This is a genomic window from Moraxella sp. K1664 (assembly GCF_039693965.1).
GTDB lineage: Bacteria > Pseudomonadota > Gammaproteobacteria > Pseudomonadales > Moraxellaceae > Moraxella.
In genome coordinates, this window is the sequence record NZ_CP155576.1 from 2,275,424 (window position 1) to 2,299,255 (window position 23,832).

At 43.6% G+C, this 23,832-nt stretch carries 18 protein-coding genes; 16 read left to right on the forward strand and 2 right to left on the reverse strand.

What is annotated here, in order from left to right; translation table 11 throughout:
- Nucleotides 1-7: 7 nt before the first annotated feature.
- The gene (locus AAHK14_RS11070; RefSeq protein WP_083108321.1) at nt 8-1,036 is read right to left on the reverse strand and encodes an IS110 family transposase; all 1,029 of its coding nucleotides are present in this window, start codon (nt 1,034-1,036) and stop codon (nt 8-10) included.
- Nucleotides 1,037-1,225: 189 nt separating this feature from the next.
- Nucleotides 1,226-5,539 carry an exodeoxyribonuclease V subunit gamma gene (locus AAHK14_RS11075; RefSeq protein ID WP_194092762.1) on the reverse strand — a complete coding sequence of 1,438 codons (4,314 nt, stop codon included), beginning with the start codon at nt 5,537-5,539 and terminating at the stop codon, nt 1,226-1,228.
- Nucleotides 5,540-5,651: 112 nt separating this feature from the next.
- On the opposite strand from AAHK14_RS11075, the gene AAHK14_RS11080 reads away from it, so the two are divergent.
- The 16 genes from AAHK14_RS11080 to AAHK14_RS11155 all read left to right on the forward strand — a co-directional run bounded on the left by AAHK14_RS11080 (nt 5,652) and on the right by AAHK14_RS11155 (nt 23,793).
- Nucleotides 5,652-5,816 (forward strand): hypothetical protein, encoded by a 165-nt coding sequence (locus AAHK14_RS11080; protein WP_156065270.1) that lies wholly within the window; start codon nt 5,652-5,654, stop codon nt 5,814-5,816.
- A 289-nt stretch (nt 5,817-6,105) separates the two neighbouring features.
- Nucleotides 6,106-7,134, forward strand: a complete 1,029-nt coding sequence (locus AAHK14_RS11085; protein WP_346818194.1) for an IS110 family transposase — start codon at nt 6,106-6,108, stop codon at nt 7,132-7,134.
- A gap of 469 nt (nt 7,135-7,603) precedes the next feature.
- Nucleotides 7,604-11,398, forward strand: coding sequence for a DNA polymerase III subunit alpha (dnaE, locus tag AAHK14_RS11090; protein WP_194092556.1), 3,795 nt, complete (start codon nt 7,604-7,606; stop codon nt 11,396-11,398).
- A 22-nt stretch (nt 11,399-11,420) separates the two neighbouring features.
- On the forward strand, nt 11,421-12,221 hold the full coding sequence (locus tag AAHK14_RS11095) for an RNA methyltransferase (protein ID WP_065256189.1): 801 nt from the start codon (nt 11,421-11,423) through the stop codon (nt 12,219-12,221).
- A 119-nt stretch (nt 12,222-12,340) separates the two neighbouring features.
- Nucleotides 12,341-13,090: a molybdate ABC transporter substrate-binding protein gene (gene modA / locus AAHK14_RS11100; RefSeq protein ID WP_083108303.1), complete on the forward strand. Its 750-nt coding sequence runs from the start codon at nt 12,341-12,343 to the stop codon at nt 13,088-13,090.
- Nucleotides 13,091-13,203: 113 nt separating this feature from the next.
- Nucleotides 13,204-13,890: a molybdate ABC transporter permease subunit gene (modB, locus tag AAHK14_RS11105; RefSeq protein WP_065256191.1), complete on the forward strand. Its 687-nt coding sequence runs from the start codon at nt 13,204-13,206 to the stop codon at nt 13,888-13,890.
- A 2-nt stretch (nt 13,891-13,892) separates the two neighbouring features.
- A complete protein-coding gene (locus AAHK14_RS11110) occupies nt 13,893-14,534 on the forward strand; it encodes an ATP-binding cassette domain-containing protein (protein WP_065256188.1) in 642 nt (213 codons plus the stop codon).
- 174 nt (nt 14,535-14,708) lie between these two features.
- Nucleotides 14,709-17,018, forward strand: coding sequence for a P-loop NTPase fold protein (locus AAHK14_RS11115; RefSeq protein ID WP_194092555.1), 2,310 nt, complete (start codon nt 14,709-14,711; stop codon nt 17,016-17,018).
- Nucleotides 17,019-17,032: 14 nt separating this feature from the next.
- Entirely contained in the window at nt 17,033-17,512 is a 480-nt protein-coding gene (locus AAHK14_RS11120; protein WP_194092554.1) for a hypothetical protein, read from the forward strand.
- A 9-nt stretch (nt 17,513-17,521) separates the two neighbouring features.
- Nucleotides 17,522-20,014, forward strand: a complete 2,493-nt coding sequence (locus AAHK14_RS11125) for a hypothetical protein (RefSeq protein ID WP_065256186.1) — start codon at nt 17,522-17,524, stop codon at nt 20,012-20,014.
- 20 nt (nt 20,015-20,034) lie between these two features.
- Nucleotides 20,035-20,505 (forward strand): hypothetical protein, encoded by a 471-nt coding sequence (locus AAHK14_RS11130; protein WP_156065139.1) that lies wholly within the window; start codon nt 20,035-20,037, stop codon nt 20,503-20,505.
- 102 nt (nt 20,506-20,607) lie between these two features.
- Nucleotides 20,608-20,892: a helix-turn-helix transcriptional regulator gene (locus AAHK14_RS11135; protein ID WP_065256184.1), complete on the forward strand. Its 285-nt coding sequence runs from the start codon at nt 20,608-20,610 to the stop codon at nt 20,890-20,892.
- Nucleotides 20,889-22,241 carry a HipA domain-containing protein gene (locus AAHK14_RS11140; protein WP_065274038.1) on the forward strand — a complete coding sequence of 451 codons (1,353 nt, stop codon included), beginning with the start codon at nt 20,889-20,891 and terminating at the stop codon, nt 22,239-22,241. The genes AAHK14_RS11135 and AAHK14_RS11140 overlap by 4 nt, the downstream gene beginning before the upstream one ends.
- A gap of 147 nt (nt 22,242-22,388) precedes the next feature.
- On the forward strand, nt 22,389-22,517 hold the full coding sequence (locus AAHK14_RS11145) for a hypothetical protein (RefSeq protein WP_255518630.1): 129 nt from the start codon (nt 22,389-22,391) through the stop codon (nt 22,515-22,517).
- A 2-nt stretch (nt 22,518-22,519) separates the two neighbouring features.
- Nucleotides 22,520-22,729 (forward strand): transposase, encoded by a 210-nt coding sequence (locus tag AAHK14_RS11150; protein ID WP_253842414.1) that lies wholly within the window; start codon nt 22,520-22,522, stop codon nt 22,727-22,729.
- Complete coding sequence (locus tag AAHK14_RS11155) at nt 22,714-23,793, forward strand: IS630 family transposase (protein WP_156065137.1); 1,080 nt, start codon at nt 22,714-22,716, stop codon at nt 23,791-23,793. Before AAHK14_RS11150 ends, AAHK14_RS11155 begins: the two co-directional genes overlap by 16 nt.
- Nucleotides 23,794-23,832: the final 39 nt, after the last annotated feature.

Consider the following 23,832-nt stretch of genomic DNA (forward strand, 5'->3'; position numbering starts at 1 on the left):
TTACAAACTAACTTAAAGATACTTGTTGCTCAAAGGATGTTTGGGTTTTGATAACACCAAAACAGATATGTACCAATTTACGCATACAAGCACATAAGGCTTGCATTTTGGTTTTACCGTTTTGTTGTAATCGTTCATAAAATGCCTTAATGGTGCTATTATAACGAATGGCACTCATTGCAGACATATACAGCTTAGCACGCAAAGAGACTTGCCCTTGTTTGGACAGTTTGGTTGCTCCCTTAAAGACACCTGACTGTCTTTGTTTGGGTATTAAGCCTAAAAACGAAGCCATCTGTGAGGCTTTTTTAAATTGTTTGGTATGTATTAAGCATACCACTTCTTTGGCAATAACAGAACCAATACCGTCAATGGTTTCAAGTAAGGTTTTGTCTTGCTTTAAACTTGGTTGTTTGTCAACAAAGTCATCAATGTCTTTGGTGAGTTTGGCAATTTCCTCTTGAAGGACACTGATGACTGTTTGCATGGATGCTTTAACCAAATCGGGCAGATTGGGTGATAAGAGCAACTCTTGTCGGTTTTGCTCTCGTTGCAAATCTTCTTTGAGTGCTTCTAAGCGAGCCAATAGAGCTTTTAGCTGTTTGGCTTCAATGCTAGGTGCTACCCAAACCTCAGGCTTGTGGCTATAACCATACCTTGATAAAATAATGCTGTCTTTTTTATCAGTTTTATGGATTACCCCCAAACTGTCTGCAAATTTGCGGACATAGTTAGGATTGACAATGCTTTGCTTGATATTATTATCATCAAGAAACTCACTTAGGTGTTCATGATAAACCCCTGTTGCTTCTAGGATGATGTGTAGCTCATCAAGATGATTGCTGACATTGGTTTTTAACCAAGCAAGCAGTAAATCAAAGCCTGCTTTGTTGTTGTTAAAAACCTTGGTTTTTACTTTATTTGTGCTTGGGTTTATAAATGCAACATCAAACTTTGCTTTGCTGATGTCTATGCCAATATAGTGTATCATCTGTCTCTTGCCTTGTTTATGCAGTGTCTGTTTTAATAAACGCACTTAGATACCATTCAGAGTTAAGATGACAAGCAAAGGACACCATCTGAGCACCAGTGTTAAGACACTAAGGGCGAACCCGTGTTCTCTTTGCTTGTATAACCCAACAACATTCTAGCAGATAATCTAGGTTTGGTGTTGGGTTGATACAAGGGCGAACGGAAAACCGAGTTTGGCATACTTTTTAAACTATTACCTTTTTTCATTTAACTTATCAACAGCAATCAGCGAGCCAAACATCAGCTGATACAGTGGCAACGCTAAGGGTAGATATGTCGTCAGGGCTTTGTAGGGGTCAGCCCCTTGTAATGCCAACTGCCATGTCTCATGGCGACTGTCGGTTTCATAAATATCACTATATTCATACCCTATCCATTTTTCAAACAGCTTAGGCGTGATTTTCGCATCATCGGTCTGACTACGGGCGATGTACGCCAAAGCGTCTCGGTGCGTCATGACAATCAGCTCACGTTTGGCAAGCTGTGCCAATACGATTAGGTTTAGAATATGGGCTTTGGCGGTGCGTGTGTCAATGCCCCCGATGGCAAATGTCCGCCCCGACAGATGAGTGTCCCCGCCTGCCTTACGGTATTGCCACAGGCTAAATTTATCATCATCGCCCGTCATCTGCCATAACAGATGATGAACAAAAAAACGGAACAAATGCTCAGCTCGGGCGGTGTTTGGTAAGATGGTTCGCCATGATGTGTCAGGTGTGTTAGATAGGTCAGATGTGTCATTGGTCGGCAGACTGGCAGTGATGTCAATGTGGATGTCATCACAGATGAGTGGGGCACTTTGTTCAGAAGTGGTGCTTAGCACACCGCCCCCAGTACCTAATGCCTTGGCATAACGCTCATCCTGCCTGAGTGTATCTAGCGTATTGCCAAACTCGCCAAGGTCGTCTTTGAGCTGGGTAAAATACTCATCAGGCGTGGATAAGCGTAACTGCCCTGCTGGCAGTCGGTCGCCATAATACAGCGACTGCATGGCAAAGATGGCGTCATTATGGCGATGGTCGCCTGCCCTACTCATGGTGTCTAGCACCTGCCGAAATGACTCATCGCCCGTCTGCGTGTCAAACAGCCCAAACTGTGCCCCACGAATGAACAGCTCATTCATGTGATAATTAGCCAATGAGTCTAAGCTCAACGGCTCGTTTTGCTCATCGGGGGTGCGTTCTTTGTCAATCTTGACTTTGTCGTGTAGGTAGGTTTTGCTTAGGTTTTTAAAGCGACCGATAAGCTCGCCTGCCTGCATGTGTGTCGGCAAGGTCAGCTCATAATGCTCGCACATCGCCTTGATATGATGGGCAAGTGCCTTATCATCTGGGCAAGCCAAAGACTGCCCAAGCCAGTCTGCTAACTCCTGCACTGCCTTATCATCCATGATAAGCGATGATGGCTGTGGCGTGGCGACTGGGCTGTCTAGGGTGTGGCGGATGTCTTGCCACAGCTGTGGCGGGGGCAGGGCTTGTTTTTGGCGGTGTTTTAGAGCGGTCAGTCTCGCTGTTAGGTGTGCTTTGAGCTGTCCTGCCATGTCATCGGCAGGGGTTATCTGATGGTCATCATGATAATACACCGCCTTGTCAAAGAATGTCGGGCTATGGTAAGTGATGAGATAATCTTCGACTAGGGCAGGCATGAGCTGATTGATGAGCATGGTAATGTCATCATTCATGTCGTCTGTCTCTGTCTCTACATCCGTCTGCCAATCATTCATGCCGTCAGCTCGCCACTGAGCTTCGGTTTTTAAAAACTCTATCAGCTCTCCCACGACAGACGCAGGTAACAGCTTGGTTTTGCCGTCACTGCTTAGTCCTTGATAAAAAATCAAACACGCATCTTTGGTGCATAGCAAGGCATCCAAAAACGCCCCATTATCATCATCTTCGTTATAGCGGTCGCCCAGTCGTCGCACCCCTGCACGCATCAAATCAAGTCGCACCGCCCTGTCTTGGCGTGGAAAGGACGCCAAATTCATGTCTAGCATGACCGTCAAACCAAAAGGAATACTCCGCACCGCCCCAAAGCGGGCAAAGGTAATGACTTCTGATGGCTCGGCACTAATCGCCTGTGCCTTGACTGTCTCGGACAGGCTCTCCAATACGAATTTCATCGACAGGCGAATGTCATCAGCACTTGCCACACTGCCGACCTGCTCCTGCCCCACGGTCAGATGGTGATGATAATAGCGATTCGCTCGCAGGCTACTCATCATGGCGTTTTTGGTGTTAAAAATCGCCCGCATGGCAACGCTGTCATGCCAATGCCCAAAGTAGCGGTTGATGACGTCATGCTCGATGTGGTTCAAAAGTCGCTCCACGCTGTCCACGGCAGTGAGCTGTTGGCGGTTGGCGGACAGTCCTGCATGGATGGCGGTCAAGGCATGAATCACAGGCTCGTCGCCCAGACTTACGCCCATGAGCGGTAGGCTCGCTTCGCCAAACGCCCTTGCACGCCATACAAAGGGATGTAAGGCACGACTTGGGGTCTTGGTCGGGTTCAAGAGTCCCAACACCAAACGGTCTAAGGCATGGCTAAACGTATAACGATAATCGCTGTCATCAGCATGTAAGGTTGCTGACAGGTGTCTTTCATCAAAACCCCGTCTAAACCCTGCCTGCCTTAGTAGCTCCACGCCCCGTCTCATCTCATCAAACGACAGCCCAAAGCTCTCATATAACGCAGGGGTCAGTAGCCACTCATAGACTTCATCAGCATAAAACCGACTGGTCGGTTCGCCAAGCAGAGTATAAAAGCCCATGATAGCCCCTATCAGCTCATCAATGCTCTTATCAGGCGTGCCTGTGATTTTGATGGGCAAAGTCAGTCCGTCCGCCCCCCGTCCGTCAGGGAACACCGAGCGAATGATGTCTTCGCTACTGACGATGTCAGGCAGTAGCACGACCACATCGGCAAGACTTCGCTCGGGGTTATCATTGAGATATTTGGCTATCATGAGTCGAGACAGCTCCAACTGGCGTTTTAGGCTGTGGCAGGCGTGAATGGAGAGACTGCCCATGTCCGCCCCGATGTCTAGCCCAAGCGGTATCTTGGGGCGGACTTTTTGCATGAGCATATCATCTGCCACGTCATCAGCATGGGCAAATAGCTCATCATCGAGCAGAGTCGCCACGACTTGCCCGCCTGCCTGCTCATGGACGTCCTTATCATGGTTTAGCATGAGAATGTCCGCCTTTAAGCCTTGTAGCAGGTTCGGCAGTGTGCCACCGTCAGGCACGGACTCATCAAAATCATCCTGCCAACGCACCTGCCATGTGGCGTGACTGTCGCCCCCTGATAGGTCGGCAAGCATGGCAAAGGTATCTCGGGACTCTTTGCCCAGTCGTGACAGCAGTCCATGCCCGTAGTCTTTGAGATAGACCATGTGCGGACGGATGATTTGCTGAGTTTTTAGCCATTGTCTGTCCACGATGTCCGCCCAAAACATCATCGATGGGTTAAAGTGCAGTAACACCACATCTAGATACAAAGACAACTGTTTTAAAAAATCAAGCTCCACTTTGGGGATTTGTTGCACGGTAAACAGATACAGAGCTTTGGGCAGAGCTTGTATGGCACGCATGGACAAAGTTTCGTTATTGGTATGATTGGCGTTGTTAGCAGTGCCGTCTCGCTTGCCTGACAGCACCTGCCAAAAACGCTCTTCTAACGCCAAGCGATAACGATACGTCTCGCCAAAAAGCTGTTGCCACAGATAGCCAAGCAGTCGCTCCAAATCCAAATAATGCTCTATGAGCCATTCAGGCATGTCGCTGTCATTGGCTTTGTCAGATTTATCATCAGATTTATCATTATCATTGTCATCGATTGGCTGTATCGCCCTAAAGGCTTTATCCAATCGCTCTTTCTCGCTCATCATCTGCTTGACGGTATCGGTGAGCGACACGCCATTTGCCCAGTCGCTAAGCCACTCAGGGCGATGGGTCAAATACCGCACATACAAGCGTGATAACTCATCGCACGCCTGCCACAGCCGAGTCTCGGGCAGGCTATTTGTATCGTCATCATACAAAGGCTTTATCAAAAAATAAAGTGGATGAGCCGTATCATCAAGCAGTTGGGCATTTTTTTCAAACTCACTCATCACAAAGCCAAAAATCCGCCAACGCATGATGGACGCGGACAAAACCGCCACTTCTGGCACGGACAGAGCGTCATGGGGATGTGCCTGTGCGTCTAGCTCCAACACCGTTCTCATCATGTCCCACTGGTATTTACCCCAAAACTGGGCGGTAAACAGCGTGCTAATGCCCACACGGCTCGCCACGGTCTTGGTCAGCCAGTCGCCTAACACCATGGACGGCACGATGACGGTAAACGGGGTAAAAATCAGATGGGCAAGGTCATCTTCTGCGTTATTTTTTTGATAAAAATCAATCAAATGACCCACAAGACGGTCGGTGTTATTGGACTGGATGATGTGAAACATGGACAAATCGGCTCGGTATTGATGATAAGATGATGACTGGGATAGCCCCAAAAAATTTCCTTAATTTTACCGTGATTTTGGTAAATTTTCCATGTTATAATAACCCCATTTAGCAATCATTGACAAATTTATCAAAACAAACCCCAACCCATTGATTCATATCATGAAAAAATCCGACATCAAACACGCCTGCTCCAAATGCTATCCTTATCTTAAAAAAGCCGTGTTAGGTGTCTTGGCGGTGTTTGTATTGCTGTTTGTGGTGTCAATGGGCATAGGCTTTTATCAAAACAGCCAAGAGATTAACCCCATACCTGTGGCGTTGTGATGATGGATTGGTATTTTAAATTAATGGTGTGTTAAGTTAAATTAAATGGATTTGCTGGGAAAAATGGCATTTTGCTTTATGACAATTTTTTTTAAAATTAATATGTTAAACTTCCTGCAAAACTAGTTTTCCGTTCGCCCTTGTATCAACCCAACACCAAACCTAGATTATCTGCTAGAATGTTGTTGGGTTATACAAGCAAAGAGAACACGGGTTCGCCCTTAGTGTCTTAACACTGGTGCTCAGATGGTGTCCTTTGCTTGTCATCTTAACTCTGAATGGTATCTAAGTGCGTTTATTAAAACAGACACTGCATAAACAAGGCAAGAGACAGATGATACACTATATTGGCATAGACATCAGCAAAGCAAAGTTTGATGTTGCATTTATAAACCCAAGCACAAATAAAGTAAAAACCAAGGTTTTTAACAACAACAAAGCAGGCTTTGATTTACTGCTTGCTTGGTTAAAAACCAATGTCAGCAATCATCTTGATGAGCTACACATCATCCTAGAAGCAACAGGGGTTTATCATGAACACCTAAGTGAGTTTCTTGATGATAATAATATCAAGCAAAGCATTGTCAATCCTAACTATGTCCGCAAATTTGCAGACAGTTTGGGGGTAATCCATAAAACTGATAAAAAAGACAGCATTATTTTATCAAGGTATGGTTATAGCCACAAGCCTGAGGTTTGGGTAGCACCTAGCATTGAAGCCAAACAGCTAAAAGCTCTATTGGCTCGCTTAGAAGCACTCAAAGAAGATTTGCAACGAGAGCAAAACCGACAAGAGTTGCTCTTATCACCCAATCTGCCCGATTTGGTTAAAGCATCCATGCAAACAGTCATCAATGTCCTTCAAGAGGAAATTGCCAAACTCACCAAAGACATTGATGACTTTGTTGACAAACAACCAAGTTTAAAGCAAGACAAAACCTTACTTGAAACCATTGACGGCATTGGTTCTGTTATTGCCAAAGAAGTGGTATGCTTAATACATACCAAACAATTTAAAAAAGCCTCACAGATGGCTTCGTTTTTAGGCTTAATACCCAAACAAAGACAGTCAGGTGTCTTTAAGGGAGCAACCAAACTGTCCAAACAAGGGCAAGTCTCTTTGCGTGCTAAGCTGTATATGTCTGCAATGAGTGCCATTCGTTATAATAGCACCATTAAGGCATTTTATGAACGATTACAACAAAACGGTAAAACCAAAATGCAAGCCTTATGTGCTTGTATGCGTAAATTGGTACATATCTGTTTTGGTGTTATCAAAACCCAAACATCCTTTGAGCAACAAGTATCTTTAAGTTAGTTTGTAAGATACTAGATACCAGATACTTAAAAAACCATTGACTTAGGTGGGGTATCATGGTATCTGAGCTATGCCTGCGGGTGGCGGAAAACCGTTATGGGTAGGCATGGCTCGCCATGAACGGTTTTCTTTAATTTGGGGTTTTGCAGGAAGTCTGTTATCTTTTTAAATATGTTTTTCCAACAAATTTACCAAAATACCATACATAAACACGACTTATTTTAAACATGAAAATTTTAAAAGCCATACTTCAATCTCAACTTAAAGTTATAAATTATTGATTTTTCAATGATTATTTTTCAGGTTGTAGGGGCGAATTGCAATTCGCCCTTGATAAATCAACCACTTACATAAAGTTGAGAATGGGGTAAACCATTTAACTTTTAAAAACCATTTAACAGCCAATAACCTTTTATTTTACCAATTATTTTCCCAAACCCATTTTAAAAATTAAAAACAGAGCGAATTTATGTCATTTGTGCATTTGGGTGTGCGTACCGAATACGCCATTGTTGATTCTATCGTCAAAATCAAAGAGCTGGTCAAACGTGCCGTGGATGACGGGCAGACCGCCTTGGGCATTGCCGATCTTAAAAACACCTTTGCCCTAGTCAAGTTCTACAAAGCCTGCCTTACTGCTGGTATCAAGCCCTTGCTTGGCACAGAAGTCATCACGGGCGATGATTTTAGTGCGACCGCTGAGCATGAGAGTTTTAGCGTCATACTCTACGCCATGAACAACGACGGCTACCAAAACATCTTACGCCTAGTCTCAGACAGCTACACCAACCGACCCATGGGCGAGAACGGCAAAGTAACAATCAGCACGCCCATTGTGTTAAAGCGGGATTTGTTCGACCCTGCCAAGAACGCAGGGATTATCGCCATACTCACGCACCGCTCGGAGATAACGTCCGCCTTGCGTGGGGGGATGAATGCGATAGGCACATGGCAACAAGCCTTTGGCGACCGTCTGTATCTGGCGGTCAAACGCACCCACGTCCATGATGACGACCTAAACCGTGACATCATCATGGCAGGGGCGAGATTTGGCGTGCCTATCATCGCTCATAATGACGTGCGTTTTATGAACGCCAGTGTCCGCAGTCAAGGCAAAGAAGACACCGCCAGTACAGACTTTGACGCTCACGAAGCCCGTGTATGTATCGCCAGTGGCTATGTGCTGGCGGACACCACACGCCCCCGCATTTATAGTGAGTTGCAGTATTTTAAAACCCAAAGCGAGATGAGTGCGTTGTTTGCTGACATTCCCCAAGTCATCGAAAACACCGCCCTGCTGGCGTCTCGCTGTAACGTCACGCTCACCCTTGGCAAAAACTTTTTGCCCGCCTTTCCCATACCCGAAGGCATGACCGAAGAAGAGTTTTTCCGCAAGACATCCGAAGATGGGCTAAACAGACGATTAGATAAACTCTATCCGCCCGAGAGCCGAGACGAGAGCTGGGCGGACGTGCGAAAGCCTTATGATGAACGCCTTGAATTTGAAGTGGACATCATCTTAAAAATGGGCTTTCCGGGCTACTTTCTCATCGTGATGGATTTTATCCGCTGGGCAAAAGAAAATGGCGTGCCTGTCGGACCGGGGCGTGGCTCGGGGGCAGGCTCGCTGGTGGCATATAGCCTAAACATCACTGACCTTGACCCCTTGCGATATGATTTGCTCTTTGAGAGATTTCTAAACCCTGAACGTGTCAGTATGCCTGACTTTGATGTGGACTTTTGTATCGAAGGGCGAGACCGAGTCATCGCTTATGTTGCCGATACTTATGGGCGAATGGCAGTCTCACAAATCATCACCTTCGGTACGATGGCGGCAAGGGCAGTGGTGCGAGACGTGGCACGAGTGCAGGGCAAATCATATGGTCTTGCCGATAAAATCTCCAAACTCATCCCCAAAACCCCTGGTATCTCGCTTGATGACGCAGTCAAAGAAGAGCCTTTATTAAAAGATTTGCTCACCAATGCCGACACCCAAGACCACGAACAGGCGGTTGAGATTTGGGAGATGGCACAAAAACTCGAAGGCATGACCCGTAACGTCGGTAAGCACGCAGGGGGCGTACTCATCGCCCCGAATCGTATCAGTGATTTTAGTGCCATTTATGCCGATGATGAAGGGCATTTTGTCAGTCAGTATGATAAAGATGATGTCGAAGCGGTCGGACTGGTGAAGTTTGACTTTTTGGGACTTAGAAACCTGACCGTCATCAAGTCTGCCATTAACAACATCGATGAACGCCTTGCCAGAGAAGGGCTTGACCCCATTGACCTAGATGAATTGCCCCTAGATGACACGGCGGTGTATGAGCATGTCCTACAAAATGGCAACACCACGGCAGTATTCCAGCTTGAAAGCTCAGGCATGAAAAAATACCTAAAACAGTTAAAACCGTCCAACATCGAAGACGTCATCGCCATGTGTGCCTTGTACCGCCCCGGCCCTTTGGAGACGGGAATGGTGTCGGATTTTATCGACCGCAAGCACGGCATACAAGAAGTCGCCTACCCTGACCCCCAATATCAGCACGACTGGCTAAAACCTGCCTTGGAGCCGACTTATGGGGTCATCGTCTATCAAGAACAAGTCATGCAAATCGCCCAGACCTTAGCAGGCTACACCTTAGGCGGAGCGGACATGCTAAGACGTGCCATGGGCAAGAAAAAGCCCGAAGAGATGGCAGCTCAGCGGTCGGTGTTCGAAGAAGGGGCGATAGGGCTTGGCGTGGATGGTGAGCTTGCCATTAAGATTTTTGAGCTTGTGGAGAAATTTGCAGGCTATGGATTTAACAAATCGCACTCGGCAGCCTATGGCGTACTCGCCTACCAAACCGCTTATCTAAAACATTACTACCCTGCCGAGTTCATGGCGGCGGTACTGACATCGGAGATGGATGACACCGATACCGTGGTCTTTTTAATCAGCGACTGTAAGGATAACTTTGATCTAGAAGTGCTACCGCCATCGGTCAATCACAGCCAATTTCACTTCGTCGCTCGTGACCCCAAAACCATCATCTATGGACTAGGAGCAGTCAAAGGCGTGGGCGAAGACGCGGTCGCCAGTATCGTCAAGGCAAGAAGCGAAGGGGCTTTTAAGGATTTATACGATTTTTGTAACCGTGTGGACACCAAAAAAGTCGGCAAACGTGCCTTGGAAGCTCTCATCAATGCTGGCTGTTTTGATGACCTAGCAGGCGTGCTACGTCCCGAACTGCTTGACATTCATGGCAAAAACTTATCCTACCAAATCCGTGGCGGACTCTGGGAACAACTCCCCCAAGCCATGGAAGTGGCTCACCAAAACCGACTAAACAGCGAAGCAGGTACGTTTGACTTATTTGCCGAAGTAGATGAAGGGCTGTCCGTCGCTCCGCCCTTGCCTGACATCATCTGGGGCGACCAAACTCGCCTGCGTGGCGAGAAAGACACGTTAGGACTGTATCTGACAGGTCATCCCATGGATGCTTATCGTGATGAATTGCCTCGCTATACCAACGTCAAAAACCTAAGCGAAGTGTCCGAGACAGGCTATGGTAAATTTGCCTTAGTGGCAGGACTGGTGATAGACGTGGCAAACTTTGGCAACCGTGTCGCCATCACCTTAGATGACGGCAGTTGTCGCTTGGAGCTGAGCTGTTATATGGACAAATACCAACGTATCTCGCCCCTGCTTGAAAGCAACATCAGCCTAAATGCCGTCCTAAGCCAAAAATACGCCCATCTTGCCAAAGAAGACAAAAACTTCAACCCCAAACGCCTAAACATGCAAACATTGGCAAAGATTGACAAAAAAGACTGGGAACAGCTAAACAACCTAAACGGCGTGATTCTCATCGCTCGCATTAGCGTTAGCGAAAATGACGGACGGGTGTTCGCTCGCCTACAAGGGGGCAAGAACATCATCGAGTCTCGCCTAAAATCGTTGGACGGCTTGCACGTCAAACTGCACAGCCACGACACCGAGCGACTGTCGGTACTGACCAGCCTGCTAAAAGAGAACGTCCCGCCCAACCCTGATGAGATTGACAGATTCATCAAATCCGAAACAACGACCGAAGATGGGGGAGCCATCATTGACGCAAATGGCAACACCCCTGACGGCTGTCTGCCGGTGTCGCTGTATCTGTACGATGAATGCAGTATCTGTAAAGTGTTGACGAATGACCGTTTTCGCCTATATCCATCTGACAACAACCTAAACCGCCTAAGATACACCTTTGGGTCGGATTTGGTGGTGAAATAAGCCCTGATTTAGTTGAATTGACATGCCAAACACCCCCCTAAACCGCATTCACACCATCATGGTTAATACAACCCTGCCTGCCAATATCGGCTCGGCAGCTCGTGCCATGCACACCATGGGACTGTCCCACTTGACCGTGGTCGCCCCCCGCCTACCCATTGATGAGACCAGTCACGCCAATGCTGCTGGTGGCGCGTCCGTCCTAGATAATGCCATCATCGCCGACACCATCGAGACTGCATTATCGCCACACGCCTTGATTGTCATGGCATCGGCACGCACTCGCCATCTACCCAAGCCTGTCATCACACCAAATGAGTGTGCGGTGCTATGCCATGATTTTTTGGCTAAAAACCCCCATGCAACCGTCGCCTTGGTCTTTGGACGTGAAGACAGGGGGCTGACCAATGATGAGTTGGCACTGGCGGATTATCATGTACAAATCCCTGCCAACCCTGCCTATCCTGTGCTTAACGTGGCAAGTGCCGTGCAAGTCATTACAAGCACGCTCTATGCCTATTTTGATGAGCAAAACAGCGACAAAACCAAAGACGACACCCATTATAATCAGCACAATCTCAAATACCAGCTTGACATCCATCATCGCACCGAATGGGACGAGCCTGCCATCACCCACGCCCAAAAAATGGGGCTTGATGACGCCATCACAAGCCTACTCATCAAGCTCAATCTCGCCCGAGATGATGAGCTAAAAGACCTACCCAAACGCTTATCCCGCCTATCTTCTCGCCTGCAACTTGACCAAAAAGAATACGCCCTACTGCGAGCGTTATTGGCAAAGATTGATAAGAAGATTGGCTAAATATTGGCGAACTTACCACTTTTGGGCAATGGGCTAGGACGTGATTTTGTTATACAATCATGTCATCTTGCTTTTTCTTAACTTATGTCAATTTTTTAATGGTTGTTTTGGTGTCCTTTATGAAATCTTTGACCCTACCCCTATTATCTACACTCATGCTAAACCTGCCCGTTGCTCATGCTGACGTGACCGTCTATGCAGCAGCCAGCTTGACCGATGTCATGGGCGAGCTTAATGCGATGTATGAGACAAAATACCGCACCAAAGTAAAGACTTCTTATGCATCATCAGGCACGCTCGCCAAGCAGATAGAACAAGGCGGTAAGGCAGATGTGTTTATCTCGGCGGACGTGGCATGGATGACTTATCTTAATAGAAAAAATCTCATTAGCTCTGCCAACACCACGCATTTGCTGGGCAATCGTTTGGTGATGATTAGCCCCACCAAAAAACCTGTCGCAGTCACGATGAGCCAAAATTTTAATATCGTTGGCAGTTTTACAGGCAAACTCTGCACAGGCAACACCGCCAGTGTCCCCGTCGGCAAATACGCCAAAGAAGCACTCACGCACATGACGTGGTGGCAGAGTATCAAACCAAGACTGGTCGAGACCGAAGACGTGCGTGTCGCCTTAAATTTTGTTGCCCGTGGCGAATGTCCACTTGGTATCGTCTACGCCACTGACGCCATCAGCACCCAAGCGGTAAAGACCGTGGCGACTTTTCCCACTAACAGTCACACGCCCATCATTTATCCTGCGGGACTTGTCCGTCCCAATAACAGCGATGCCAAGCGATTTTATCAATTTTTACAATCCAACGATGCCAAAGCAGTTTTTGAAAAATATGGATTTACCCCATTAAAATAAATCATACCTGCGAACACCACTTACAAATGGGCGTTAAAGGACATTAGTGGTCAGATTGCCCATTTTGCTTTATAATGTCGCCATCATTACCATCATTGCCATCATCATTTGCCATGTTATTGTCACTCAGCCCCGATGAGCTTGAAGTCATCAGCTTATCGGTCAAAATCGCCCTATCCTGCTTGCTCATCAATCTCATCCCTGCCATCATGATGGGTTATTTTTTGGCACGCTCACAGTTTTGGGGCAAGTCGCTTGTGGAGACTTTGGTGTATCTTCCCCTTGTCCTGCCACCTGTCGTCCCTGGTTATGTACTGCTTGTTCTATTTGGCAATCAAGGCGTGATTGGCAAGCATTTGAGTAGCTTGGGACTTGAATTTGCCTTTAATTGGAAAGGGGCAGTGCTTGCCAGTGCGGTCATGGGCTTTCCTTTGATGGTGCAGTCATCACGCCTTGCCTTTGAGATGATTGATACACGCCTAGAATGGGTCGCCAAAAGTCTGGGAGCCAGTAGGATTGGTACATTTTTTAAAGTGACCCTACCTTTGTCAGCAAGCGGTATCGTCGTTGGGGCGATTTTGGGCTTTTGTCGCAGTTTGGGCGAGTTTGGGGCGACCATCACGTTCGTAGGCAACGTCGCAGGCGAGACACGCACACTGCCCCTTGCCATGTACAGCTTACTGCAACAGGCTGACAGCGATGTCGCCATCATGCGACTGATGGCGTTCTCGGTCGGTGTGGCATTTGTGGCGTTATTTTTCTCGCAGTGGTATCATCGCCAGCAAAAACAAAAGGTGTAGCAATGAATAGCCATGACAAACCCACCTTTGACTGTGATGTCACCCTAAAACTGGGCAAAATCACCCTATCGCCAAAGTTTTGTTTTGATGACAACATCGTGGGACTGTTCGGGGCGAGTGGTACGGGCAAGACCAGTATTCTACATGCCTTTGCAGGGATTATCACACCCACATCAGGACACATCAGAGTCAATGGCACAACATGGTTTGACAAACAAGCCAATATTAACCTACCCATCCAAGACCGACTGGTCGGTTTGGTATTCCAAGATGGGCAACTGTTCCCCCACAAGAGCGTAATGGACAACCTGCTGTTCGGCTATCGGCACCGTGAAAAGTCTGCCCGCCGCTTCCATCCTGATGACATCATCAGCCTATTAAAGCTCGGACATCTGACCAAGCGTCTGCCTGCCAAACTCTCAGGCGGTGAAAAACAGCGAGTGGCACTCGGACGGGCGTTGTTATACTCTCCCAATCTACTACTCATGGACGAGCCATTGTCCGCCCTAGACAGTGAACACAAACAAGAGATTCTGCCATTTTTCCAAGACATCAAAACGATGAACATTCCTATGTTGTACGTCAGTCATGACATACAAGAGATTGAATTTTTGACATCGAGTGTGTATCGGGTGGTGAGATAGTGCTTATTGATGGTTTGATGTGTTGGATTGTATTTAAGTGTGTAAATGCGGTCATTTATAAATCCTATTTATTGTTGAAGGCACAGTACATACAATTTTAAAAAACCCTACCATTAAGCACACAATCATGCTAAAATTCTGACAGATTTTTATGTGTACACTAAGGAGAAAACCATGACAAACGCCACATCTATTACCATTGACCTAACACAGACAAGCAGTGTTCCGCTTGTTGATAGGGACGCCATTGTTCATCAGCAAGCCTTTGAGCGACTAGATGCTTTACTCAAGAATATCTTAGAGCGTTCTAACACTCAAAGAGATCAAGCCGCAATCTCCCATTTAGAAAAACAACTTTCCAAACAGATGGTGAATAACACCATTTTTATCCATGGTAAAAGAGGTGCGGGCAAAACCACTTTTCTCAAATCTGTCTTAAACCACTATCTTGAACCACAAAATCAACAGAGCAATCAAAGTCGCATACTACCCATTGCATTTATCGACCCAACCATTACGCATACTCATCAACATATCTTGATAGATATTATTGTAAAAATCAACATGGCGACAGAAGAGAAATTTAAATACTGTTCTGACGACAAAAAACGCCAAGAATATCGCGAAAGCCTACAAGCAATGTCTGAGGGCTTAAAACTACTAACAAATCACCAGCCCAATCCTGCCCATGATGCACAGTGGTTCTTACATCAGGCACTCAAAGAATCAAAGCATGGGCAGGTGCTAGAAGAAAGGTTTTATGACTACATTAATAAAGTGATAGACATCCTAGGGGCGGAGCTACTCATCATTGCCATTGATGATGTTGATACAGAAACCAAGGAAGCTTATGAGGTTCTTGAAAATATTCGCTCTATTATTACTCATCCACGAGTGTGTGTATTATTAACAGGTGATGAGAACCTATATAATACCATCGTTCACCAAAAGAAATTAGAAAGCCTAGGAAAAGCAGACGAAAAACAAATGCTGCATCTAGAATCAAAATCTGACATGGCAATACACCTAACTCAGCAGTATCTACTAAAAGTCCTACCCGCCCAGCAACGATTAAAACTCAAAGATTTATACAGTCTACTCAATGACAAAGAAGCAATTGACATCAAATTAAAACATCCAAATCTACCTAACAACAATACCGAAAAATCTCTTAGGGATTTTTGGGTGAATATATTTCAACAGGGACTGTTTTTGATAAAAAAGGAGGCGGATAAATGTGTTGATTTTGTATTACAGCAACCCATTCGCTCAGTAATACAGCTGTCAAAAATCTTGGCAGATGCCCAAGACCCCAAAAACCATGTTAGCCCAACAGCCTTACTAGAGGCATTTGCAAACGTGTTTTATAACGAGCTATTTACCGAAAAGTTTGACATGGATTTGCTTTACAAGCCCAATCCTGCCATTAATGGCATTGGTAAAACCATGGTTGAGTTGTACGCCAAATATGGAGAGTTAGAAACTGGTTTTTATGCTCGCCCTGACACCAACCATGACATGTTTAACGCATGCCAGCTCATCTTATCTACCTTGCTTGCCAATTATAACTCTACCAATAAAAATTCTTCCAAGTTGGGTGGTATGTTAGCCATGATGCTCGCAACAAGTGCACCTTGCAATATATTGGTAAACTATGTACCCGACCATGACAAAAGCGAGAATATTAAGGATTATATTAACTATATCGGACTATCAAACAAGGATGATATTTATAGTGTTGCTGCTCACTATTCGCCCATTATTTTAAACGATATTACCAGTGGTCTTGCGGTAAAATCGGGCGTGATAAGAATCCGCAGAAAAAGCAAAACTGAATTAAAAGAATACCTCAAAGGCATGAAAAGCAATCCCCCTATAAATGGAGTGGAGTATATAGATAATTCAGGTACTTTATCACGCTTATCTCAAACAGCAGAAAATTTATTGGTAGTCAAAGATGATGTGGATAAGAATAATAATATCTTAGCTACAGCCCTTTCTATCATTACTTGCCGCGTCTCAGGGCATGCCATTATGACATCCCGAGGGGTGCATGACCATATATCCTGCTATACCCTACTGGCATTTATTGCTGAGTTATTAAATGCCAAAGATGAAAGCTCTTTTGAGAAAACCTTTTATCAACGCTTAGAGATACCCACTTATAGCTCACCTACTTTCATGGGTAAAGCAGATGGGATGGAGGATATTGACACTGATGAAGAAAATAATAATTTAAATCTAAATACATCAAATAAAGATTTATATAAAGAGATTATTGACATGCTTTGGAATTGGAAGGGCGAGATGGATAAACTAAATATCCAAGGCATTTCTTCTGTATTGCAAGGCAAGGTCTGGACTAGGGTGTTTTATTCCTTAAGCCGTGTTTCGGAAGATTTGCGAAAAAAAGGTTTTTTGATCCCAAAGAAAATCAGAGAAAAAACATTAATGGCGGTTTTGGCATTTTACTACATGAACTGATGACGATACATATCGTGGCAATCATTAATGCGGTTATGATTGAAGAGAGTCGCTTTTTAACATCTCGCAAGGCGGATGAAGGAATTCATAAAGTGTTGCTTACCGCACAAAACGTTAGTACCACTTTGGATAAATTTGAAGAGAGCCTAAAAAGAATAGGGTCTGTCCTCAAAGACACTAGCATTAGTTCAAAGATGCATGCCAAGTTAGGCTTACCTATTGAAGAATTTGAATGGATGAAAGGATTAAAAGAAAAACTACCCTTAACTTACGGCTTAATGACCTGTCCTTTGCTTATACCATTTTTAATTCACCCCCTACATAGTTTTGATGAAACTGCCGAATCCAAATGGAGAGAATCCACCGCTATCAAAGAGACAGTCAAAGCATTGCTGGCTGATAAGGGCTGGAAGGAATGTTTTATATCAGACAATGACTCTCTTCAAATTATTGACATGCATTACATTAGTGCATTACCTATCTTGCAAGCATAGGTAATTATCATGCCACATTTTTCGCCTTATCTACTCTCTCATAACGAAATCTATCAAATCTTGCAGTCGTATTTGCAGGACTTTGATAGACTAACACCTTTGGATGATATCGGACTGGAGGAGCGAATGTATGAAACAGTATACACCTCTTGGTATCAACGTAACCATACACAGCCAGACCATGTATTTTATGGTTATTGGAATCAGTTTAGGCATCAATATGAAAATACTAGCAGTTGGAGCTTAACAACACTCAGCTCTATTGCCACTTATTATTTTGATGTTGGCGATAAGACATCCATCAAGACACATTTATTTGATGAATGGCAGACTTATTTATCCAATCATACCGCTTTGCCAGTTTTGGCAAATAAAATCGCCAACTTCACCTACGAATCTGCCATTGCTGATACTTTTGACCTATTGCACCTACTCAAAGACAGGCTAGGATATCGCCCTTATCTGACACCAGATGAGCCTTTGTTGGATAACTTTATCCAGCGGTTCAAGTTGTATGAAACCCACATGCATTTAAATGGCACCTCCTCATTTGAACACAACTGGTATGATGCTTTATTGCGTCCAAAGGCATTTATCCACAACCTGCAAAAAAGCCATCACAGCAGTAAAAGGGTTAAATTACTCTACGCCACTCACCCCTACCTAAAAAGCCCAATGGATTATCACAAACTCATCGTGCTAGCAAGACACCTTAGAGAATATCTACTGGCTTGGCGAGATGGTCATGATGATGAGACCAAAAACATTCAAAAAAATATCTCAACAATTATTACAGATGGTGAAATAACGCATGCAGGTTATTTTAAATATGAGCAAGTCCAATTTGGTGTAGATTTTAATGATGCTGTTATCAAAGATGGCTTGCTTGACATCTCCGCCTATGATAGTTACATCAAAGAGTTGCATTGGCATATTCAAATACAGCAAAAACTAATGAAGCACCCCAAGCATGAATATGGCGATATTGCTTATTTGTTGTATATAGTATGCATGAATGCCATGCAACGATTATTTGTACAAAGAGATGACCAGTATGGTTTTGATAACTTTCAAAAACTTGCTGATGATGAAGCTCGGGAATTGGTTGAGCAAAAATACACTGACAGATTTTTTCAACTTCACGGACCTTATCATCAGCAAAATGGAGATATGGCAGTTATTGAGGGACGATTTGCACCCAAAGCAACCATCAATAAAAATATTGATATCATCAAAAGAATACTCACTGGATTTTTAGAATATAGCAACGCCATCAATCACAACCAAAATGAGATTGATGCAGATGACTTGGCGACATTGATTGATAAAGTCATCGACCAGCCAACCAAGCTATATCTAATCGCTCACTTCATCAAAAAACCCAAAACAAAAAAGGAGAATTATGAATTTGCCGAACTTCGTAAAGATTTATGGCTAAAAGCTCATCTGCTCATCATGTTAGTGCAAACTTACCCAAAACTCCGTCGTATTTTACAAGCAGTTGATGCCGCCTCTAATGAATTAGAAACACCTCCTGAGGTGTTAGCTCCTGTTTTTCGGTACTGTCGTCATCAGGGCATTAAACACTTTACTTATCATGCTGGAGAGGATTTTGAACATCTCATTGGGGGAATTAGAGCCATTCATGAGGCGATTGAGTTTTTACCCCTACAAAATGGTGATAGAATAGGTCATGCCACTGCCATTGGCATATCGCCAAAATTATGGTTAAACAATACGCCCGAAGGGTTGATTCTAAAAAAAGGAGACTGGCTGGACAATCTTTTGTTTGTTTGGCAAATGATATTATCTCATCATCTCAAAGGCTTTAATCTACTCGAATTAGAAAATCATATATACCAATTATATGCTGAGATTTATGATGGTATTTATATTACCGATGACCAAGGTAATGATATTGGTGCAACCCATTTGAATCTCAATCTAATTTATTTGGCTTACACATATAGATATCTAGACCCTGAAAAGGTCAGTATATTTTTAAACAAAGAAAATCATCAATTATATGAAAAAGAATATCTGCATTTAAGAACGCTCAACACAAAAGCTTTGCGACTCGCCCACATTACTTGGTTTAATGACATCGTAAGAGCTAGAAGAGATTTACTATTTCAAACCAACATGGATTTTAGTGCCAAGCAGTTATTAAAATTACAACAATGCATCCAAAAATCCATTGCTGATAAAAAAATAGTGATAGAGAGCTTACCTACAAGCAATGTTCGAATCAGTCACTATAAATCATTACATGAGCATCATATTTTTAGATGGCTTCACATCAAGGGCAGGGCAGTCGACGGTGATGCAAGAATGCGTATAGTTCTAGGTTCTGATGATCCAGGTATATTTGCTACCGATTTACGAGGGGAGTATTATCATATATTTTGTAGCTTAAAATCTCATTTTGGTTATGGCGAAGAAAAAGCCTTGGATATCATCAAGAAGTTACACGAGAACAGCCAAGTGTATCATTTCAACTAACAGCATTGACCTCTTATGCTTTGACAACATCAAAAAACCATTGCCAAACAGAACAAGGTATTCAAGAGATGGAGCGTTTTGTGGGACTTTTTTATACCAAGGTAAGTAGCAATAAATCACAGATTAGCTTTCGATTTAAACACAAAGATGACTGCTTGTTTTATTTAAAGATTGCCACAGCCATTCTGCCAAGCAAATATTGGCGTATTAACATCTGCCAGTTAACACCCAAACAATCAAGCAATGAAAATACTTGCTCAGAGTGCAACCATGACGCCACACAAAAACCGACCAAAAGACTTTTAAAAGAGCTAAAAAACTTTGAAGGACAAATTACCCACAAAGCCGATTATAATGGCTATGCTGTCAGTACCATCAGACCCAACGCCAAAGGCAAACCCGCTCCAGATGAGCCTGCGTCTGCCATCATGAAATATGTGTGCCATTTGTTGCTTGTGTATGGGTTTGGTGAAAGTATAGATACTAACTAAAATTTACTAAAAGTCAGTTTATACAGCATTTAAAAGAAACCCAAATATTGCTTTTTTGTAAAAAAGCAGTTAATATGTTGCTTTTACAACACCAAAACACCCATGAACACACTTGATAATTTTAGAAAACAGATAAAATCTCGCCGTCTTGCCTTGGGGTTAAAGCAAAAAGACATGTTTGGTAGAACAGGCTTATCAAGACAACAATATCAAAACATTGAAAAAAGTGGTAACCCCACTTTGGAGACCTTGCTACTGATTGCTGACGGGTTGAACTGCGAGCTAACACTCACCCCAAAAAATCCATCACCAACCACACCAACTGCGTCAAACATACCACAAGATGACCCAACCCAAGACCCTTGGCAAGGAATACTTGACTCATGAATGCTTTGGATTTTTTAGAGATTAGATTGCATGAGCAGACAGTGGGCTATCTTGTGAGCCTATCACAAGGGCAAAATCGCCTGTATTTTAGCCCTGATTATATTCATGACGAAAATAGAGCGACGTTTAGTCTGACCACACACAAAAACTTTGCAAATCATCAAAAACTACTTAGCACACCTTGGGTGAGATGGCAAAGACTGCACCCTGTACTGTCCAATCTATTGCCAGAAGGTACGTTAAGGAAACTGCTTGCCCAAAGCCTAAAAGTACATATTGACAATGAGTTTTTATTATTAAAGCATTTAGGACAAGACCTACCAGGAGCCATTACCGCCATTCCAATCAACATACAACAAGTGCCTAACTTCATCATTCATCATCTAGGATTGACCAAAGATGATGTCAATATAGCTCCACAGCAAGACAGTCATGGTGATATACCCATTAAAGACAGCGGTCTATCTCACCCCTTTTCTTTGGCGGGCGTGCAGACCAAATTCTCCATGCGTCAGGTGATGACTCACACAGGCGAGCGGTTTACACTGCCCTTGGTTGGTCAAGAATCCACGCTTGGCAACTGGATTGTTAAGACACCATCGCAATCACACCCTTTTGTCCCCGAAAATGAATACAGCATGATGCGACTGGCAGAACTTGCAAAAATAGAAATCCCACCAATCAAGCTTACACCCATCTCATCACTGACTGGTATTGCAGATACTACCATATTCAATGATGATATGGTAGATATATATAATCCACCACTGGCTTATGCCATACGGCGATTTGATAGGCAAACCCTAGCCGATGGTAGTGTCAGACGGGTACATAGCGAAGATTTTGCCCAAATTCTTGTCAAATACCCCCATGAAAAATATAACGGTGGTAATTATGCCAGTCTTGCTAAAATCCTGTATCAATTTAGCGAACACGGCTTGTCCGATGTTAATCAGCTTGCCAGACGAATCTTGGTAAATATCTTAATTGCCAATGGTGATGCTCATCTAAAAAATTGGAGCGTGATTTATAAAGATGGCATAAATCCTGTGTTATCATCAGCCTATGATTTGGTTAGTACCAAAGTGTATCTACCCAATGAAACCAGCTTTTCACTCAATCTTGATAGTACTAAGCACTGGTATCAAGTCAATATGGCTCATTTTGAACATTGGGCAAAAAAAGCGGACGTGCCTTGGCGAAGTGTCAAACCACAACTGATAGAAGTAATGCAAATCGCCAGAGATACTTGGAAGGGTGCATTAGACGACTTGCCAATGGCACAAATACACAAAGAGATATTAACCAAGCATTGGGCGATGCTTGATAATGATTTTAGGGTGGTTTGATAAAAATCATGGTGCTGATGGGACCGTTGGCTTGATGTACCTGATAATTCTTTATAAGCTTACATTCTTAGTATTTTGTGATACACCCCCCAAACCCAAAATATGCTACAATACCCTAACATCCATTAAACAGAGACTCTAAATACCATGACCCACTCCCTAGACTTTCGCAAAAAAGCTTTGGCACTCATCAATGACAAAGGCATGTCTTATCGCAAGGTAGCATCTTTACTTAATGTCTCTACTCGTCCTTACAAAACTGGCAACAAAACATAGAGATTAAACCCGCCAAAGAAGTAAAGCCTAAAAAGACAGATGATGAAGCATTACTCAAAGATGTAGAAGACTACCCTTATGATTACCTGTATGAGCGAGCAAGACGTTTTGGTTGTACTGACATGGGCATTTACAAAGCTTTAAAAAGATTGGGCATTACTCGTAAAAAAACAAAAGAGTACACCCTAAGTCAGACATCAACAAGCAGTTAGAGTATTTAGATAAACTTACTGTCTATCAAGAGCAAGGCTATCCCATCATCTACATGGATGAGTCAGGGTTTCAAATACACACTTATCGTCCTTATGGGTATGCTCCTATTGGTCAGCCTAGTATTTTGCATCATAACTACCAAAACAGCAGGTTAAGGGTTAATGTCATCGGTGCTTTGTATCACAATCAGTTGTTTGCTTTGTCTTATTACAAACACCACACCAACACCCAAACCGTTTATGATTGGTTAAAACACACCTTAATTCCAAAATTAAAGCAAAAGTGTGTGATTGTCATGGACAATGCTCCTTTTCACAAAAACAAAAGAATCCAAAAGCTATTAAACAGACATGGACATTGTTTATTGTTCTTACCCCCTTACTCTCCTGACTTAAACCCCATTGAGTATAAATGGAGTCAAGCTAAGTTTTTAAGACAAGGCTGGATGACTGATGATTTAGATGAGTTGTTTTGGAACATGGGGGGTGTGGTGATTTTGTGGTTTGTTGAGTGTATGATGAAATACTTTATCGCCACTTTATTTGCCTTTATCCATACAACTGCTTTTTCAGCACCGCCTTATGAGTCAGCAGATTATTACGGTAAGACATATTGCAAACCAGAATGGCAGGTAAAATACAATTATCTTCCCCCGCCCTCGCATATTGGCATACCTCATGACAGAAAAGTTAAACTGATGTCTTTTGATGAATTCTTGACCCGTTTTGAAGTATCTTTGGATAAACATACAGACGATCTAAGTCGTTGGGTTGTAAAAGAAAATAAAGTTCACATCATGCAGTTTAACGAATTAAACAGCTATCTTTATATCGGTAGAAGTCATGGCATGGTTCACTATTTACAATATTACATGCGTCATGAAACAGAAAAAGATAAGAAAAGAACGCATACTTTATCCGACGATGATAAAATGGCAATGATAGAAACCATCAACTTGGTTGTTCAAGACCATCAAAAATCCCAAGAAATATTGGACGAACTGTATAAAAGATATTTAGGTCAGTTAGAGCTTGTTATCGATGGGTATATCTCTGTTTTTTAGAGCATAATGGGAAGTATTTTTCTTTAATAGGTGTTAATA